15 protein-coding genes are annotated in these 16,526 nt (G+C 69.9%); 9 read left to right on the top strand and 6 right to left on the bottom strand.

Annotated elements, in window-relative coordinates:
- The first annotated feature begins 100 nt into the window (after positions 1-100).
- Positions 101-1,069 (top strand): CorA family divalent cation transporter, encoded by a 969-nt coding sequence (locus tag AB0I54_RS11415; RefSeq protein ID WP_363295707.1) that lies wholly within the window; start codon positions 101-103, stop codon positions 1,067-1,069.
- A 147-nt stretch (positions 1,070-1,216) separates the two neighbouring features.
- Positions 1,217-3,052, top strand: a complete 1,836-nt coding sequence (locus AB0I54_RS11410; protein ID WP_363295706.1) for a glycoside hydrolase family 15 protein — start codon at positions 1,217-1,219, stop codon at positions 3,050-3,052.
- Positions 3,053-3,078: 26 nt separating this feature from the next.
- Here the strand turns inward: AB0I54_RS11410 and AB0I54_RS11405 are convergent, their stop codons facing one another.
- The 4 genes from AB0I54_RS11405 to AB0I54_RS11390 form a co-directional block, all read right to left on the bottom strand.
- Positions 3,079-4,122, bottom strand: coding sequence for a cytochrome d ubiquinol oxidase subunit II (locus tag AB0I54_RS11405; RefSeq protein ID WP_363295705.1), 1,044 nt, complete (start codon positions 4,120-4,122; stop codon positions 3,079-3,081).
- Positions 4,119-5,582: a cytochrome ubiquinol oxidase subunit I gene (locus AB0I54_RS11400; protein ID WP_363296070.1), complete on the bottom strand. Its 1,464-nt coding sequence runs from the start codon at positions 5,580-5,582 to the stop codon at positions 4,119-4,121. Before AB0I54_RS11400 ends, AB0I54_RS11405 begins: the two co-directional genes overlap by 4 nt.
- 48 nt (positions 5,583-5,630) lie before the next feature.
- Positions 5,631-6,425 carry an SDR family oxidoreductase gene (locus AB0I54_RS11395; protein ID WP_363296069.1) on the bottom strand — a complete coding sequence of 265 codons (795 nt, stop codon included), beginning with the start codon at positions 6,423-6,425 and terminating at the stop codon, positions 5,631-5,633.
- A 233-nt stretch (positions 6,426-6,658) separates the two neighbouring features.
- The gene (locus AB0I54_RS11390) at positions 6,659-7,573 is read right to left on the bottom strand and encodes a cyclase family protein (protein WP_363295704.1); all 915 of its coding nucleotides are present in this window, start codon (positions 7,571-7,573) and stop codon (positions 6,659-6,661) included.
- 196 nt (positions 7,574-7,769) lie between these two features.
- Here AB0I54_RS11390 and AB0I54_RS11385 point away from each other — a divergent pair, with 196 nt between their 5' ends.
- Positions 7,770-8,678: a sulfite exporter TauE/SafE family protein gene (locus AB0I54_RS11385; RefSeq protein ID WP_363295703.1), complete on the top strand. Its 909-nt coding sequence runs from the start codon at positions 7,770-7,772 to the stop codon at positions 8,676-8,678.
- Between the two features lie 10 nt (positions 8,679-8,688).
- On the opposite strand, the gene AB0I54_RS11380 is transcribed toward AB0I54_RS11385, so the two are convergent.
- Complete coding sequence (locus AB0I54_RS11380; RefSeq protein WP_363296068.1) at positions 8,689-9,768, bottom strand: acyltransferase family protein; 1,080 nt, start codon at positions 9,766-9,768, stop codon at positions 8,689-8,691.
- Positions 9,769-9,984: 216 nt separating this feature from the next.
- On the opposite strand from AB0I54_RS11380, the gene AB0I54_RS11375 reads away from it, so the two are divergent.
- From AB0I54_RS11375 to AB0I54_RS11355, 5 genes are all read left to right on the top strand, one after another.
- Positions 9,985-10,476, top strand: coding sequence for a peptidylprolyl isomerase (locus AB0I54_RS11375; protein WP_363295702.1), 492 nt, complete (start codon positions 9,985-9,987; stop codon positions 10,474-10,476).
- 424 nt (positions 10,477-10,900) lie between these two features.
- Positions 10,901-11,320 (top strand): hydrolase, encoded by a 420-nt coding sequence (locus AB0I54_RS11370; protein WP_363295701.1) that lies wholly within the window; start codon positions 10,901-10,903, stop codon positions 11,318-11,320.
- A gap of 169 nt (positions 11,321-11,489) precedes the next feature.
- Positions 11,490-11,612: a hypothetical protein gene (locus AB0I54_RS11365; protein WP_363295700.1), complete on the top strand. Its 123-nt coding sequence runs from the start codon at positions 11,490-11,492 to the stop codon at positions 11,610-11,612.
- Positions 11,613-11,681: 69 nt separating this feature from the next.
- On the top strand, positions 11,682-12,710 hold the full coding sequence (locus tag AB0I54_RS11360) for a hypothetical protein (RefSeq protein WP_363295699.1): 1,029 nt from the start codon (positions 11,682-11,684) through the stop codon (positions 12,708-12,710).
- A gap of 160 nt (positions 12,711-12,870) precedes the next feature.
- Positions 12,871-14,382 carry a N,N-dimethylformamidase beta subunit family domain-containing protein gene (locus tag AB0I54_RS11355; protein ID WP_363296067.1) on the top strand — a complete coding sequence of 504 codons (1,512 nt, stop codon included), beginning with the start codon at positions 12,871-12,873 and terminating at the stop codon, positions 14,380-14,382.
- Here the strand turns inward: AB0I54_RS11355 and AB0I54_RS11350 are convergent, their stop codons facing one another.
- The gene (locus AB0I54_RS11350) at positions 14,383-15,390 is read right to left on the bottom strand and encodes a phosphotransferase (protein ID WP_363295698.1); all 1,008 of its coding nucleotides are present in this window, start codon (positions 15,388-15,390) and stop codon (positions 14,383-14,385) included.
- Between the two features lie 392 nt (positions 15,391-15,782).
- On the opposite strand from AB0I54_RS11350, the gene AB0I54_RS11345 reads away from it, so the two are divergent.
- The gene (locus tag AB0I54_RS11345) at positions 15,783-16,445 is read left to right on the top strand and encodes a BlaI/MecI/CopY family transcriptional regulator (protein ID WP_363295697.1); all 663 of its coding nucleotides are present in this window, start codon (positions 15,783-15,785) and stop codon (positions 16,443-16,445) included.
- Positions 16,446-16,526 lie beyond the last annotated feature (81 nt).

The following is a 16,526-nucleotide window of genomic DNA, read 5'->3' as shown; positions in this document are numbered from 1 at the left end:
TCTGCCCGCGTCGGCATGCGCGGGCGGCGAAGCGTGCGCAGGCTGATACCGACGGGTCCTGTGACAGCAGTGAGGGGCGATGATCGTATCGGTGGTTTCGATGCCGGAAGGGATCGTCACTCGCACCGACGTGTCGGAGGCACGTGAGCGACTCGCCGTGTCCGACTTCCTGCTCGTCGACATCGAACTGCCGGACGGGGAGACGGCCGACGAACAGCCCGTCGCCCACCAGCTCGGCCTGGAGGCCGAGAACATCCACTGGTTCGGCCGGGCCGGCGAACATGCGCGGGCCGACTTCCTCGGGGACGTGGCAGGCCTCGTCGTGCCCGTCGTCGCAGGCGTACGGGTCAGTCATTTCCATGCCCTGGTGACCGACCGGCATCTGATCACGGTTCACCGGGGGCCGCCCGGACCGCTGGACAACCTCGCCGTGCAGCTGCGGTTCGAGAGCCCCTCCGATGCCGTGGCCATGCTGTTCCTGCTGCTCCAGGACGCCTTGGAGACCTTTCGCCGGGCCGCGGTGTCGGACCTGCTGCTGGTGGAGGAGCTGGAGGACGAGATGTTCGACCGACGGCGTCCCGACCAGGTCTACCGTCTGTCACAACTGCGCCGGCACTCCGCCCTGCTGCATCACTCCCTGCTCCCCTACCTTCAGGTGACGGACGAGATCCTCACCCGGCGGATGCTGAGCGGCACCTTCCCGGCGGAGCGTCAGCGCCTCGCCCGTCAGTTTCAGCACGCGGGCAGGCTGGCTCTCGCGGACATCGAGTCCCTCCAGGACGCCAGCCGTCGCGCCTTCGCCAGCTACTCCTCCCTCGTCTCGGGCGAGCAGAACGGAGTGATCAACCGCCTGGCCATCGTCTCGACGATCTTTCTGCCCCTGTCGTTCCTCACCGGGTACTTCGGCATGAACTTCACGTACATGACCGACGAGTTGGAGAGCTCCGCGGTGTTCTGGCTGCTGGCCGTCGGTCTGCAGGTCGCCGTCGTGTCCGTGGCCCTCTACGTCCTGCACCGCACCAGGATCTGGCGACGGCTCCGGGACGACGAGGGGGTGGAGGACCGGTGAGCCGGGCCGGTGCACGACTGCTCCGACTGCTCCGACTGCTCCGACGGGCCCGAAGCGCCCGCCCGGCTTAGCCTGAACGGGTGGGGGGTCAGGCATCCGGGCACCGTCGCATGCCGGAGCACCGTCGCATGCCGGAAGGGACTCCGTATGGATGACTACCCGATGATCGAGAACCATGGCCTGATCGGGGATCTGCAGACCGCGGCACTCGTGACCACCGACGGAACGGTCGACTGGTTCTGCTGCCCGCGCATCGACTCACCCAGTGTGTTCGGTGCGCTGCTGGACAAGCGCAGGGGCGGGCACTGCACGGTACGTCCCGCGCACGCCACCTACGCCACCAAGCAGCTGTACCTGCCCGACACCGCCGTGCTGGTGACCCGGTTCATGACCGAGGCGGGCGCGGGCGAGGTCGTGGACTTCATGCCGGTGACCGGAACGACGGTCACCGCCCGCCATCGCCTGGTCCGCATGGTGCGTTGTGTGCGCGGCACCATGACCTTCGAGGTCGACGTCGCCCCACGGTTCGACTACGGGCGCCGGCCCCACAAGGTCGAACTCACCGACTACGGGGCGGTCTTCGCGTCGGACGGGCTGGAGCTGACCGTCCACACGGTCCGCGAACCGGACGACGCGCGACTGCCCACGACGGTCGGCGGGGAGAACGACCTGCACCTGTCCGTGACCCTCCAGGCGGGCCAGCAGCGCGGCTTCGTCATCGAGTCGGCCGCCGACGGCCCGCCCCGGCAGATCCGGGTGGCGGAGTTCCAGCAGCTCTTCGAGGACACCATCCGGTTCTGGCGGACATGGCTCAGCCAGTCGCGGTACACCGGCCGGTGGCGGGAGATGCTGGAACGCTCAGCGGTGACGCTGAAACTGATGACCTACGCGCCCAGCGGCGGACTGGTGGCCGCGCCCACCGCCGCCCTGCCGGAGCAGTTGGGCGGAGAGCGCAACTGGGACTACCGGTTCACCTGGATCCGCGACGCCGCCTTCTCCGTGTACGCCCTGCTGGGAATGGGGTTCGTCGACGAGGCGAGGGCGTTCATCGACTGGCTGGCCGACCGGGCCCAGGACAAGGCGGGCTGCGACAGCGGCACCGGACCGCTGAACATCATGTACCGGGTCGACGGCTCGGCCGACCTCGACGAGGAGATCCTGGATCACTGGGAGGGCTACGAGGGATCCGGCCCGGTGCGCATCGGCAACGGCGCGGCGACACAGCTGCAACTGGACATCTACGGGGAGGCGCTGGACAGCATCTCCTTCGCGCACCGGCACGGCTTCCACCTCGGGCACCGGGGCTGGAACTCGATGCGCACCGTCCTCGACTGGCTCGCCGACAACTGGAACCAGGCCGAAGAGGGCCTGTGGGAGACGCGCGGCGGACGCCAGAACTTCACCTACGGACGGGTGATGTCCTGGGTCGCGTTCGACCGCGCCCTACGGCTCGCGCAGGAGAACGGCAGACCGGCGGCGACCGACCGCTGGAGCACCGCCCGGGACCAGATCTACGACCAGGTCTGGACGAAGGGCTGGAACGGCGAGCGCGCGGCCTTCGTCCAGCACTACGGAAGCGAAGTCCTGGACTCCTCGCTGCTGCGCATGCCGACCGTCGGCTTCCTCACGCCCGGGGACCCGGCGTGGGCCACGACCATGGACGCGATGGAGCAGGAACTGGTCAGCGACAGCCTGGTCTACCGGTACAACCCGGAGGCCTCGCCCGACGGGCTGCGGGGCTCCGAGGGCACGTTCTCGCTGTGCACGTTCCTGTACGTCGACGCGCTGGCGCGCGCGGGCCGCCTCGACCGGGCCCGGCTGGTCCTGGAGAAGATGCTCGGGTACGCCAACCATCTGGGCCTGTACTCCGAGGAGATCGACCCGACCGGCCGCCAACTGGGCAACTTCCCCCAGGCCTTCACACACTTGGCGCTCATCGACGCGGCCATCACTCTCGACAGCGCCCTCAACGCCCGGCGTTAGGCGATGCGGGGCGCAGGCCCCCTGCGTCAGGCGTCGTCACCCGCGCTGCTGCGCAGATCGGCGTCGGTGAGGGGTTCGAGTGCGCCATGGGTGTCCAGCCAGTACAGGTAGGCGACGGCGGGGAACACCAGCACCACGGCCACGACGGTGACCAGCATCAGCCAGCGCAGTGTGGTCGTGGCTCCCGCGCCGTCGGCGACGGTCAGCGAGACCGGGACGAGATACGGCCGCTGCGCCAGGCCCCAGGCGAAGACCCCCGCGGCCACCGCGACGACGGCCGAACTGCGCGACCACCGGGCCTCGGCCGTACCCAGGAGCGACCAGCCCGTGGCGAGTGCGGCCACGGCCGCCAGGACGACCAGGGCGAGCCCGACGCCGTGCGTGAGGCCGTGCCACACATGGGGCGCGTCGCCGTGGGTGACGAACAGCATGACCACTGTCAGTACGGCGACGGCGGCGAGGGCGAAGAGCGCACGCCGGCGGAAATGGCCGTCGAGGTCCGGTGCGCCGAAGCGGCGGGCGTCCCCGGCCAGGAACACCGCGCCCAGGAACGCGGTCATGGCGATGGCGAGCAGCCCGAACAGGAGGGAGGTGGGGTTGGCCCAGTTGGCCACCGAAGCCGCGGTGCCCGGGGAGACCCGGCCGGAGGCGATCCCGCCCACGGCCGCGCCCAGGAAGAACGGCGTGAGGAGCGAGGCGATCGCGAACACAGCGCCGTACAGGCGTCGTCCGGCCAGCCGGCGGGCCGGCTTGCGCAGGGCGAAGCCCGCGCCGCGCAGCACGATGCCCACGATGGCGAGCGCCAGGGGCAGCCACATCGCGACGAACACGGTACGGAAGAAGACCGGGAACCCGGTCCACATGATGACCAGGACGAAGATCAGCCAGACGTTGTTGACCTCCCACACGGGCGCCATGGCGTGGTCGATCAGCCACCGGGGGCGTTTGCCTCGCTCGGCTCCGCCCGCGGTCAGATCCCAGAAGCCGGCCCCGTAGTCGGTGCCGCCGGCGCAGGCGTAGGCGGCGATCGCGAGCAGCAGGACCAGGGCGACGACACCGGCGGCGGTCATGACCGGTCCTCCTCGCCGGCGGAGGCTCCCGGCCCCGGGGCGGGGCCGCTGCCCACGAGGGCGGAGCGGGGGCCGTAGGGACTGTCCGTCTCCGGTGCACCCCGCCCCGCCGCGTCCGAAGCGTCGGCGAGCCGCCAGCGGGTGCGCATCTTCAGCAGGACGACGAGGAAGGAGCCGAACACGAACACGTAGACGAGGACGACCAGGCCGAACATGGTCCACAGGGCGGGGGCGCGCGTCGCGGTGACCGCGTCGGCGACCCGCATGTACTGGTAGACGATCCACGGCTGGCGGCCCACCTCGGTGGTGATCCAGCCGCACTCCACCGCGAGCACGGAGGCCACGCCCGCGCATGCCGCGCCCCGGTAGAACCAGACGGAGGCGGGCAGTCGGCGGCGGCGCAGCCACACCAGGCCGTACCAGAGCGCGAGCAGGAGCAGCAGGGAGCCGATGCCGACCATGGTGTCGAAGGCGAAGTGCGTGATGGTGGCCTGGGTGGCGGTGGGCCGGGCATCGGCCGGCACCGAGGTCAGGCCGGTCACCTGGGTGTCCGGGCGGAAGCCGGCGAGGATGGAGTCGAGTTGGGGGACCTTGATGCCGCCGGAGATGGAGCCGTCGGGGTGGAGTCGGCCGTACAGGTACTCCGGCACATGGGTGTCGGTGTTCCAGACGATCTCCATCGCGGCGAACTTCACCGGCTGCTTGTGGTAGACCTGCCGGGCGATGTTGTCGCCCAGCATGAACTGGATCGGTGTGCACACCGCGGCGAGGGTGAAGGGCACGGTGAATCCGAGCCGGTGGTACCGGTCGCGGCGCCCGCGCAGCCGGCCCATGGCGTAGACGCCCGCCACGACATAGCCCGCGGTCATCAGCATGGCGACCACGAAGTGCCAGTACTCCGGTCCGAAGATGGGTGTGAAGACGGCCTTGCGGACGTCCACGCCGGTGGGGTTGCCCGCGGAGTCGAGGACGAAGCCCCGCGGTGTGTTCATCCAGGAGTTGGCCGCCAGGATGCCGAAGGCGCCGAGCAGGGCGGCGGCCGGCAGGGGCAGTCCGAGCAGGAAGTGGGTGCGGGTGGGCAGCCTGCGCCAGCCGTAGAGGTAGATGGCGATGAGGACGGCCTCCAGGAAGAAGGCCCAGGCCTCGATGCCGAACCCGAGGCCGAACACATCGCCCCACCGGCCCATCATGCCCGGCCACAGCAGTCCGAACTCGAAGGACAGCACGGTCCCGGTGACGATGCCGATGGCGAACTGCACCGCCATGACCGCCGACCAGCGCCGGGCCAGCAGCAGCGCGGTGGCGTCGTTACGGCGCAGGCCGTAGCCGTGCATGATGAGGGTGATGAGCGGCAGCGCCACGCCCAGGGGCACCAGGATGATGTGCGCCGCGAGCGTGAACGCCATCTGCGATCGGGCCGGCAGCATCTGGGGTGGTGGGTCCGCCAGCAGGTGGATCATGGTGTGCACAGGTGTCCCCCCGGGGGCCGACAGGGATGTGAGGGTCGGTCAGCCGCCGGTGGCGAAGCCCGGGAAGAGGGTCATGCCGCCGTCCACGTAGAGAGTGGCTCCCACGACGTAGTCCATGAGGTCGGAGGCGAGGCCGACGGCGGCGTGGGCGATGTCCTCGGGCTCACCGACGCGGTCGTAGGGGATGAGCTGCAGCAGGTCGCGTTCGGCTTCCGCGGTCTCCCAGGCCTGGCGGTTGATCGGTGTCTTGATGGCCCCGGGCGCGACCGCGTTGACGCGGATCTTCTTCGGCGCGAGTTCCTGGGCCAGGGTCTGCATCATCATCAGCACGCCGCCCTTGGAGCTGGCGTAGTTGACGTGCCCGGCCCACGGGATGATCTGGTGCACCGAGCTCATGCAGATGATCTTGCCCGCCGAACGTGACACCTCGGGGACCACACCGCGGCGCAGGAACTCCTTGGTCGCCTCGCGGGCGCACAGGAACTGCCCGGTGAGATTGACGTCCAGCACCTTGCGCCACTGGGCGAGGGTCATCTCCGTGATCGGGGCGTCCCGTTGCAGCCCGGCGTTGGCGACGAGGATGTCGATCGTCCCGAACTCCTCGATCATCCGGTCCGTCATGGCGACGACCTGGTCCTCCTGGGACACGTCCGCCTCGTAGGCCGCCGCCTTCACGCCCATCGCCTTGATCTCGTCGACGACCTGCTCGGCTTCCTCGCGGCCGGCCACGTAATTGACGACGACATCGCACCCGGCCCGGCCCAGTCCGATGGCGGTCGCCTTGCCGATGCCCGAGTTGGCTCCCGTGACCAGCGCCTTCTGTCCCTTGAGCAGGTGGGCGGGGATCACGTTCCGCGACGTGCCTCCGGTGGAACTCACGATCGACAGCCTCCTCCGCTGCGGACCCCGGGTCGGCCGTACCGCAACCCGCACAGGTCGAAGGACACGCAATCACCGCGGCGGCCGAGCGGCGCGCGTGACGCCTTGGTCTTACGCCGCCCGGCTGATCATCTTCGCCCACCCGGACGCCCGCCGCGCGTCGGCGCCCGGTCGCGCGCCTGCCGGGGTCACAGGACGGCGATCGGGTTCACCGGGGAGCCCGTGGCCCCGGGCAGCCGCAAGGGGGCGATGGCGCAGAGGAAGGACCAGCGGCCAGCGCTCTCGCAGGCCGGGGCCAGTTCCTCGAACTGGAGGTAGTCCATCAGGTAGATCCCCAGCGCGTGGATCGCCAGCACATGTACGGGGAAACCGATCCCGTCGACGGCGCTGGGGGCGGTGTCGTTGTTCCCGTCCCCGCCCAGCACCGCGACCTCGCGGTCGGCCAGGAACCGTACGGCCGTCGGATGGAGACCCGCGCGTGCCTCGGCCACGTTCCACGCCCCCAGCTCCAGCCGCCTGAGCCGGTGACCGACCCGGACGAACAGCAGGTCTCCCGGCCCGACCCGGACGCCCTGTGCCTCCTCGGCGGCGGTCAGGTCCTCCCGGGTCACATGGTCGCCGGGTTCCAGCCAGGGGACTCCGCGCAGCCTGGGCACGTCCAGGAGCACACCCCGCCCGACGATGCCGTTGCGGACGAGGTCCACGGACAGCGCGCCGGCCCCGTCCGGAGTCAGGGTGTGGGCCGGGACCCCGCCGAAGAGTTCACCGTCGACGATCACATGGCACAGCGCGTCCAGATGGCTGTCCACGTCTCCGTGGACGTTCATCGCGAGCCGGTCGCGGGCGAAGTGCAGGCCTGGCGCGTCGAGGTCGCCGGCGGCCGGCCCGGTCATGCGGTGGTCGGCGGGATCGGGGCTGTCCGGTCCCCGGTGTGTCTCGATGGGGGCGGCGAGCGACAGCGTGCGCCCGGAACGGACCTCGGCCACGGCCGCCCTCACCCGCTCGGGCGTCAGATGACGCAGGGACCCCCCCGGCGGACCGCTGACGGGCCGTGTGTCGGCGCTCAGCCGCTCGTACAGCGCCCGGAACGCCGCTTCACTCATGTGCGGAGCGGACGGGGACCCGGAGGCGGCACAGGGAGGCATGCTGACCTCCTCGCTGTCGGATGGCGGCCGTCGCGGTCGGGTGGCGGCCGGTCCGCCCATGACACCCCGGCCCATTGCAGCACGCGGCGTGCGCGGTCGCAGCCCGGACTCATTCCATACGTTTCCCATAGGAAAACTCCGTACGGTTCACGGCATGGATCTCAACGGCCCGATCATCCTCGCGGGTGCCCTGGTGGGCTTCGCGGTGGGACTCACCGGCATGGGCGGCGGCGCCCTCATGACACCGATCATGGTCATGGTGTTCGGGGTGAACCCCACCGCGGCCATCGGCAGCGACCTGGCCGCGTCGGTGTTCATGAAGCCGTTCGGCGCCCTGGTGCACCAGTGGGCCGGCACGGTCCGCCGGGACATCGTGCGTTGGCTGCTGCCCAGCGCCGTACCGGCCGCGTTCGGCGGTGTCTTCCTGCTGCGGGCGCTCGGCGACGGCGACGTGCTCCAGCAACGCGTCGAGTACGTCGTCGGTACGGCGCTCATGCTCGCGGTCGCCGGCATGCTCGTCCGCCTCTGGCTGGACCGCCGCCGCGCCGCCATGGACGTCGAGGACGCGCATGTTCCCGTACGACCCGTGGCAACCCTCCTGATCGGCGTCGTCGGCGGCCTCGTCGTGGGGATGACCTCGGTCGGCTCGGGCTCGCTGATCATCGTGATGCTGATGCTGGCTCATCCCCGTCTCAAGGCCAACCACCTCGTGGGCACAGACCTGGTGCAGGCCATCCCCATGGTGTCCGCCGCGGCCCTCGGACACCTGATCGTCGGGGACGCGGACCTCGGGCTCGCGGCGACCCTCCTGATCGGTGCGATTCCCGGGGTCGTCCTGGGCGCCCTCGTATCCAGCCGGGTCAGCGGCCCGGCGGTGCGCTGGGCCCTGGTGGTGCTGCTGACCGGATCCGGGCTGGCGATGCTGAAGGCGTCGTCCACCGTCGTCGTGCTCGCCTGTCTCGCCATGGCGGCCCTCGGCACGTTCGCCACCGTGCGCGGCCGGACGCCGCCACGCACGACGAGCACGGCCGAGGAACCGCGGGCCGAGCAGGCCGCCGTGTGAACAAGAACCGTCAGCGGACCGCAACACCGGGGGCTCGGGCCGCTCCCGTGGCCTCGCGCCTGAACGCGGGCTCCATCTCCGGCTCCATCGTGAACCGGAACAGGCGCCGCACGGGCGGCGTGCACAGGACGGTCACCACCGCGGCGGCCACGACGCTGACCGTGGCCACACCCAGCGGCCGGTGCACCCACGCCGGGTCGTACCAGCCCCAGAACTTCGATCCCTGGGCGAGGAAGCCGTGCAGCAGATAGCCGTAGAGCGTTCCCGCGCCCAGCACGGTGAACCACGTCCGGCGCCCCGGCACCCATGCCAGGAAGCAGGCCACCAGGACCACCGAGCAGCCGAAGGAGGCCAGCGCCATGACGGGCCCGTACCAGTCGGGCGCCCCGAGTTCCGCCGCGCTGTCCCGGTGGTAGAACCAGGCCTGGGTCATCCGCGGCACCAGCCAGTACGACACGGCGAGCGCGCCGGCGAAGACGGGTACGGCCACGATGCGCACCGACCGGCGGCGCACCAGCCGGAAGTGCTCGGGCTTCAGACACAGGCCCAGGACGAAGTACGGCAGGAACTGCAGGACCCGCTGCAGGTCGAGGTCGTTGCCGATGGACGGCGCGAGGGTGCCCAGCATGGCGAGGACCAGCGCGAGCGGCAGCGGCCACCGCACGAGCCTCCAGATCGGTGTGGTCAGCCGCCAGATGAACAGCGCGGCCAGGAACCAGGTCAGATACAGGGGGTCCTGCAGGCTGATCTCGCGGTCCGGGACGCCGTCGGTCCACCGGGTGAAGTAGGTGTACGCCGTCTCGAAGACGACGTACGGGACGGCAACGCCCGTGATCAGCCGCTTGATCCGCGCGGGACTCGCGTCGAAACCGCGCGAGAAGTAACCGGAGATGACGATGAACGCCGGCATGTGGAAGGCGTAGACGAGCATGTAGAGCGCGCTGACGGTCCGGCTGCCGTCGCGCAGCGGCTCCCAGGCGTGGCCCATCGCCACCAGCACGATCGCGAGGTATTTCGCATTGTCGAAGAACGCGTCGCGCGTGGGTCCGGGCGACGGGACCCGTGCCTCCTCGGCACTGCGCGACGGCAGCGCGTCGTTCACGATTGCTTCCTGGCGGTACCCGGACAGACCAGAACACCTCATTACGCAGTTGCCGGCGACGGTGGCGAAGCTCACGGTGGCGAAGCTCTTCAGGCGCGACTCACCCGCAGGACGCCGCGTAAACCTCGGCCGCCACGACCGTGACCCGGGCCACACGCCGAGCCTGTGCGGACGGGCTCGCGGCTTGGCGATAGGTTGATCTCCATGAGCGACAACGTGTACTTCGACATCACCATCGACGACCAGCCGGCCGGCCGGATCGTGTTCAACCTCTTCGACGACGTGGTGCCCCGGACCACCAAGAACTTCCGGGAGCTGGCCACGGGTCAGCACGGCTTCGGCTACGCCGGTTCCGGTTTCCACCGGGTCATCCCCGAGTTCATGCTGCAGGGCGGCGACTTCACCGCGGGCAACGGCACCGGTGGCAAGAGCATCTACGGTGAGAAGTTCGCGGACGAGAACTTCACCCTCAAGCACGACCGTCCGTACCTGCTGAGCATGGCGAACGCGGGCCCGAACACCAACGGCTCGCAGTTCTTCATCACCACGATCGTGACGAGCTGGCTGGACGGCAAGCACGTGGTCTTCGGCGAGGTCGTCGAGGGCAAGGACATCGTCGACCAGATCGAGAAGCTCGGCAGCCAGAGCGGCCGCCCCAAGGCCTCGGTCAAGATCGCGGCCAGCGGCACGGTCTGACCGCCCACAGTGAAGGGCGGCGCCACTCCCGGCGCCGCCCGTCGCGGAGGAGTAAACCCGTCGTCGTCGGTCACCTCCACCCGGCACACGGCAGGCAGCACGAAGGACAGTGCGTCCTCGTCACTGCCGAACTCGGCCTCGGCGAGCACCAAGCCCAGGAGCTCGCCGTCGAAGACGTCGATGCCCAACGAGGGCACGCTGAGACGGGTCTTGGACAGGACCCGCGCGGGCAGGGTGGAGAGCACGTCGTATTCGGCCGGCGTCAGGTACATATTGGTGATCAGGCCCTGGACCGCGCCCGGCCGGGAGACCGGCACCTTCTGGGTGAGCCTTATCTCGCAGCGGCCATCGGTGAATTCCACGCGCCGCAACCTCAACAGCAACGAGTACGCACCGATCAGCCTGACGTCATCATGATGAGTTGATGGACCCACTGCTCGACCAACTCCCCACTGCCTACTGGACCGTGCCCTACCGCGGCTCCCGGTTTCCGGGTTCGCCTTCTGTGATGGCTCGTCCCGGGTTGGCGATGGGTGCCAACTGCCAACTGTTCGCGTACGAGGTTCTGCGGCACTTCGGCTTCGCTCCCCCGGCTCTGCGATCGAGTGAGCTGTGGGCCGATACGGAAGCCACGGTTCGGGTGGCGGTTGCTCAGCCGCTCGATCTGCTGCTGTTCAACGCCGGCGACGACGCCTACGGCGCCCATGTAGGGCTCTGGGTGGACGAGGGACGGGTGTTGCACCTGTGCGCGGAGGCAGGCCGCCCGGCAGTCTGGGAGATGACGGAGTTCGCCGCGCGGCCGCGCTACCAGGTGCTCATCGGCATCAAGCGGGTGATGGCGTAGGAGACGAGCGCCTGCCTCCCCGTTGCCTCCATTCGAATGAGGATCCGAGCGGCGCATCGCCGGGCCTGTGGCCGATGTGCTGATGATGTTCGGTCTTCGCGCCTCCCGCAGTCATCCAGCCCATTCCGACGGGCTGCTGTGCCCTGCGCGAATTCGGAAGGAGATGGCTGTGTCCGACCGACAGGACGAGAAGGCGGAGCAGAGCGTCGGAGCGTTCACGCTCGCCGATCCGCTGAGCTCCGCGCCGCCGGTCCCGCTGCCGTATCCGGTCCCGGAGCCGGACGAGGAGTAGCAGCTGCCGCACGGCTTCGCGCATGTCTTCTACGGCGACCGCAACCGTGGCATCACACGACCGGTGATCATGGCCGACGGGTTCAACCTCGGCCGGAGCGACCTGAAGTGGCTGTACGCCGGGCTCGACCGTGACCATCCTTTCCTGAGCGAACTGCGCCGCCGCGGCCGTGACGTCGTCCTCGTGGGCTTCGACGAGCGCACCGCCTCGATCATGACCAACGCCGAGACCGCGATCGCCGCGATCCTGCGGACCCAGGCCGAGCAGCTGGGCGGCGCGTCGCTGACGGTGGGCGGCTTCAGCATGGGCGGCATGATCACCCGCTTCGCGCTGGCCAAGCTGGAAGCGCAGGGGATGGACCACCGCACCCGGTTGTACTTCTCGTACGACAGCCCGCACCGCGGCGGCGTCGTGCCGATCGGCCTCCAGGCGTTCTCGCACTTCATCCCGGTCCCGAACGACTTCGCCCGGCAGATGAACAGCCCTGCCGCCCGGCAGATGCTCTGGCGGCACTACGACCCGATGACCGGCCAGATCGGGATCGCACCGGAGCGCAAGGAGTTCCTCAGGATGATGGAGGAGCTCGGTGGCTGGCCGCGCATCCCCCGCATCCTCGCGCTCGCCAACGGCCGCGGCGACGGCACGGGCCTCGCGATCCCGCCGGGCGGGACCGCGCTCAAGGTCGAGAGGATCTACCCCGGCACCACCTTCTACAGCCAGGCACAGGGCAAGGACGTCGTCGTGGCCGAGCTGAAGCGGCGGTTCCCCGAGGCCGAGAAGACGGTGAAGACGAGCGGCTTCCCCGAGCTGGACGGCGCCCCCGGCGGCACCCTCCGCTCCTACGGCATCCTCGCCGACATGCTGAAGAAGTTCGGCGCCCAGGTCGACCTGCGCCACGAGGAGATCTGCTTCGTGCCCTCCGTCAGCGCGGTCGCGATCCGCGACATCGACCAGCAGAAAGATCTGTACACGGACATCGACAGCCTCGACCCGTCGGAGAGCGAGGTCGACGACTTCATCTGCTCCTCGACGACGACGGCGCACACCGCCATCACCGAGGAACTGTGCGGGTGGCTGCTGGACCGGCTGCCCGACTGAACCCCCGGGCCTCCCGGGGCGGGCCGTCTCACCTGAGCACCGCCTCCTTCGTCCCCGGTTGCGGGGGTGCACAGCTGTCGCAACGCTGGGAGCGGCAGTCCGGGGGTGAGGAGGCGGTGTGGCTCCAGCACGGAACCCGGCACACGGCGCCGAGCCCGGCATGTCGCGTCGACGGCTCCTGTGTCTGTGCGCGGGCGTGGGCCTCGGCGCGGCCGCCTGCGACCATGTGCCCGGCCGTCGCCCGCCCGGCGCCGGCGACGGCAGTCACCTGCCGGAGGCGGAACGCGACGCCGCGGGTACCCCCGATTGGCGGATCGCGTCCCCAGGCCCGCCCGACGCGATAGCGGGGTACGCCGATCGAGTGAGTGTGACACCGGGGCAGGAGTTCGGGCTGTTCGTGTCGACGACGGCGGCCTCCTTTCGGGTGTCGGCGTTCCGCGTGGGCTGGTACGGCGGTGCGCTGGCCCGGCGTGTGTGGACCTCGCCCCCGATCCGCGGCCGCGTCCAGCAGGCCCCGCGGATCGCGCCCGAGACCCGCACCGTCCACGCGAACTGGCAGCGCACCCTGGCCCTCGACACCGCGAGTTGGCCGGAGGGCGCGTACCTGCTCCGGCTGGAGGCGGCCACCGGGCACCAGCGTTATGTGCCTCTGATCGTGCGCTCGGTGCGCGGAACGGGGCGCACGGTACTGCTGCACGCCCCGGCCACCTGGCAGGCCTACAACCGGTGGGGCGGGTCGAGCCTGTACGCCGGTGCGACGGGGTCGTACGAGACCCGGTCCCTGGCGGTGAGCTTCGACCGGCCCTACGACATGGACGGGGCCGAGAAGTTCCGCGTGTACGAGTGGGCCGCGGTCGTGCTGGCGGAGCGGCTGGGCATACCGCTCGCCTACAGCACCGGCCTCGACGTCCATGCCGCCCCGGCGGTGCTGGACGGCGCCGCCGCCGTCGTATGTCTCGGGCACGACGAGTACTGGACACCCCAGCAGCGCGCACATGTCACACAGGCCCGTGACGCGGGCACCAATGTCGCGTTCCTCGGTGCCAACACATGTTTCCGCAGGATCCGCCTTGAGCCCGGCAGGAGCGCGGACGACCGCACCGTGGTCTGCTACAAGTCCGCCTACCGTGCCGACCCCTGCTATCCCGCGCAACCGGCCCTCGTCACCACGGACTTCCGTACCGAGCCGGCCCCGGATCCCGAGTCATCCCTCACCGGAGTGCTCTACGAGGGCTACCCGGTGGACGCCCCCTACGTCGTCCACTCCGCCGGCCACTGGCTCCACGAGGGCACCGGAGTGCGCGCCGGTGACGCCTTTCCGCACCTGGTGGGCGTCGAGTACGACCGGGTCATGCCCGGCGCCGGCACTCCGCGGCTCCTGGAGATCACCGCCCACTCGCCGCTCGTGTGCGCGGGCCGCCCGAGCCACAGCGACTCGGCGTACTACACCGTCCCCAGCGGAGCGGGTGTGTTCGCGTCCGGCACCATGCGCTGGGTGGAGGCGCTGGTGGCGGGCACCGGCGAACTCGGCCGCGACCACGGCATGGACGCCCGCACCCGCGCCTTCGTCACCCGCACGACGGAGAATCTCCTACGAGCCTTCGCCGAGGGTCCCGCCGCCCGACGCCGTCCGGCACCCAGTCCCAACGCCCTTGATTTGTACGCGACTTGACTAGACCGGTGGATCGTTGGAGAGCTCCAGCAGCCAGCGGACGCTTTCCGCGGCGCCGAGGGCGTCGGCGGCGTCCGACGCGGCTGGAAACAGGCGGCCCCAGGAGCAGGCACGGCCGAGTGCACCGAGTCGCCAGGCGAGGCTCACCGCACGTCGTAGGTCCGCGGTTGTCCGGCCGGTGCCCTTCCACGGTTCCAGATAGGCGTCTCGCAGGCGCGGCAGTACGTCGTGCCCGTATCGCTCGCAGGCCGTGCGGGCAGGGACCAGCAGGCTGCAGAAGGGATGGGAGACGGCGGCGTCGCCCCAGTCGAAGAAGGTGAAGCGGCCCGGTTGTGGGTGGAACAGCTGGCCGTCGTGCAGGTCCGAGTGGTCGAGGGTGTCCTCGATGCCGAGGGCCGCCAGCTCCGCGCACCAGTCCACGAGGCGTGGCCTGAGGTCGTCGAGTCTTCTGCGGTCGTCCGGCCGCAGTGTTGAGTTCTCCTCGACCAGCCTGTCGAAGACGTCGGGCAGGGCGGTGGTACGTGCACCGGGGACACCCAGCTGTTCGATCTCCTGTGTGTAGGGGGTCAGGGCGTGCTGCATGTCCGCGTACTGGCCGAGGAACGCTTCCCACGTGCTGGGCTCGACCGGCTCCCTTTCGAGGACGCTCCTGAAGAGCTCACCCCCGTCGGGCAGTAGCGACCAACCGCGGGCGGCGTCGACGGCGATCGGTTCCAGTACATGTTCCGGCACCCATCGCGCCAACGCCGCGGTGAGCGGGCCCTCGAAGGCGCTGGCCGGCGGGTTCGCCTTGAACCAGACCGCGTCTCGCCCCTGGACGGACACCCGCACCAGGACGGACCAGGGCCGCAGCCGTACCCGCAAGTCGCCGGTCATGCGCAGGCCGCGTGCGGCCAGCTCACCCTCCACCCAGCCGAGGGCCGCGTCCCGCCAGGGCTCCTCTTCCCAGGGTGTTACCGCGCTCTGATACTGACCCCGGTCCTCGACCACTGATGACTCATGTCGCATCGCACCATCTCAGCATCGCTCGCACCTTCGACCGGGCAGCAGTTGTTCCCACTGATTCTTTCAGGATGTGTGTCGGCCAAATTGACCGGCCCAGGAGTCCGACAGGGGCTTTCGGCACGGTGCGCCGACAACTACCTTTCAAACAAGTTGAGTTGGCAACATGGTCGCACAGGCAACGCACGCGGCGATGGCATGTTCAGTGCTGTGTCCCCAGTTGAGCCAGGAAGGATCACGGGAGCAACAACTTGCTCCGTACCATGTCTCAAGGCAGGGTGTCTGACCACAGATGCGGCCCGGCACCCGGGAGCACCAGCCGAGGCAGTGCCTTCACGTCCGGCGGCCGCCGCGGTAGGTCCTGGTACACAACCGGGAACCGAAGAAGGGTGAACAGTATGTCCGAGAGCACGGTCCCCGTCACCGAGCTGGCGTCGCAGTACATTGCCCAGGTCACCGGTGACCTTGAGCGCAACATGAAGGAGCAGGAGCGCATCGGCACGGAAATCGCCGCGCTCCAGGAGCAGTTGGCAGTCCTGCAGCACGACCACACGGTGCTGGCGAACATGCACCAGGCGCTCGGTTTCGAGGCCGGTGCTCCGGCGGTGACCGACCCGGCGCCCGACAGTGCCGTCGTGCCTTCTCCCCGGCAGAAGTCCGCCGCCGAGCCCGCACCGAGCAAGCCGGCGCGGGCGCGTAAGTCCTCCGCCTCAGCGGGCCGCACATCACCCCGGAAGCAGGCCGCCAAGAAGAAGCCGGCCGCCCCGTCGGCCTCGCCCGCCCCGTCGGCCCAGCCGACACTGGTCGAACTCGTCCGCCGCCACCTCTCCGAGCAGAGCGAGCCCCGCTCCGCCGCGGAGGTCACCACCGCACTGGATCAGGCACATCCCGAGCGGAGCATCAAGACCACCGTCGTACGGACGACGCTGGAGGGTCTCGTGGCCAAGAACCACGCCCAGCGCACCAAGCAGGGCACGTCGGTCTTCTACACGGCGAGCGAGGCATCGGAGAAGAGCCCGGCCGCGGAGGCCAAGAAGCCTTCCGAGGCCGTCGACAACTGAGCCGACGACAGGGCGGCCGATACAGGGCCGGACGCAGTGAGGGGGAGAGGGCGGGCGTACGGTCGTACGCTCGCCCCTCCC

This window comes from Streptomyces sp. NPDC050625 (assembly GCF_040654755.1).
Lineage (GTDB): Bacteria > Actinomycetota > Actinomycetes > Streptomycetales > Streptomycetaceae > Streptomyces.
The sequence above is the reverse complement of the archived record's forward strand: the minus strand, read 5'-3'. Positions and strand labels throughout refer to the sequence as shown.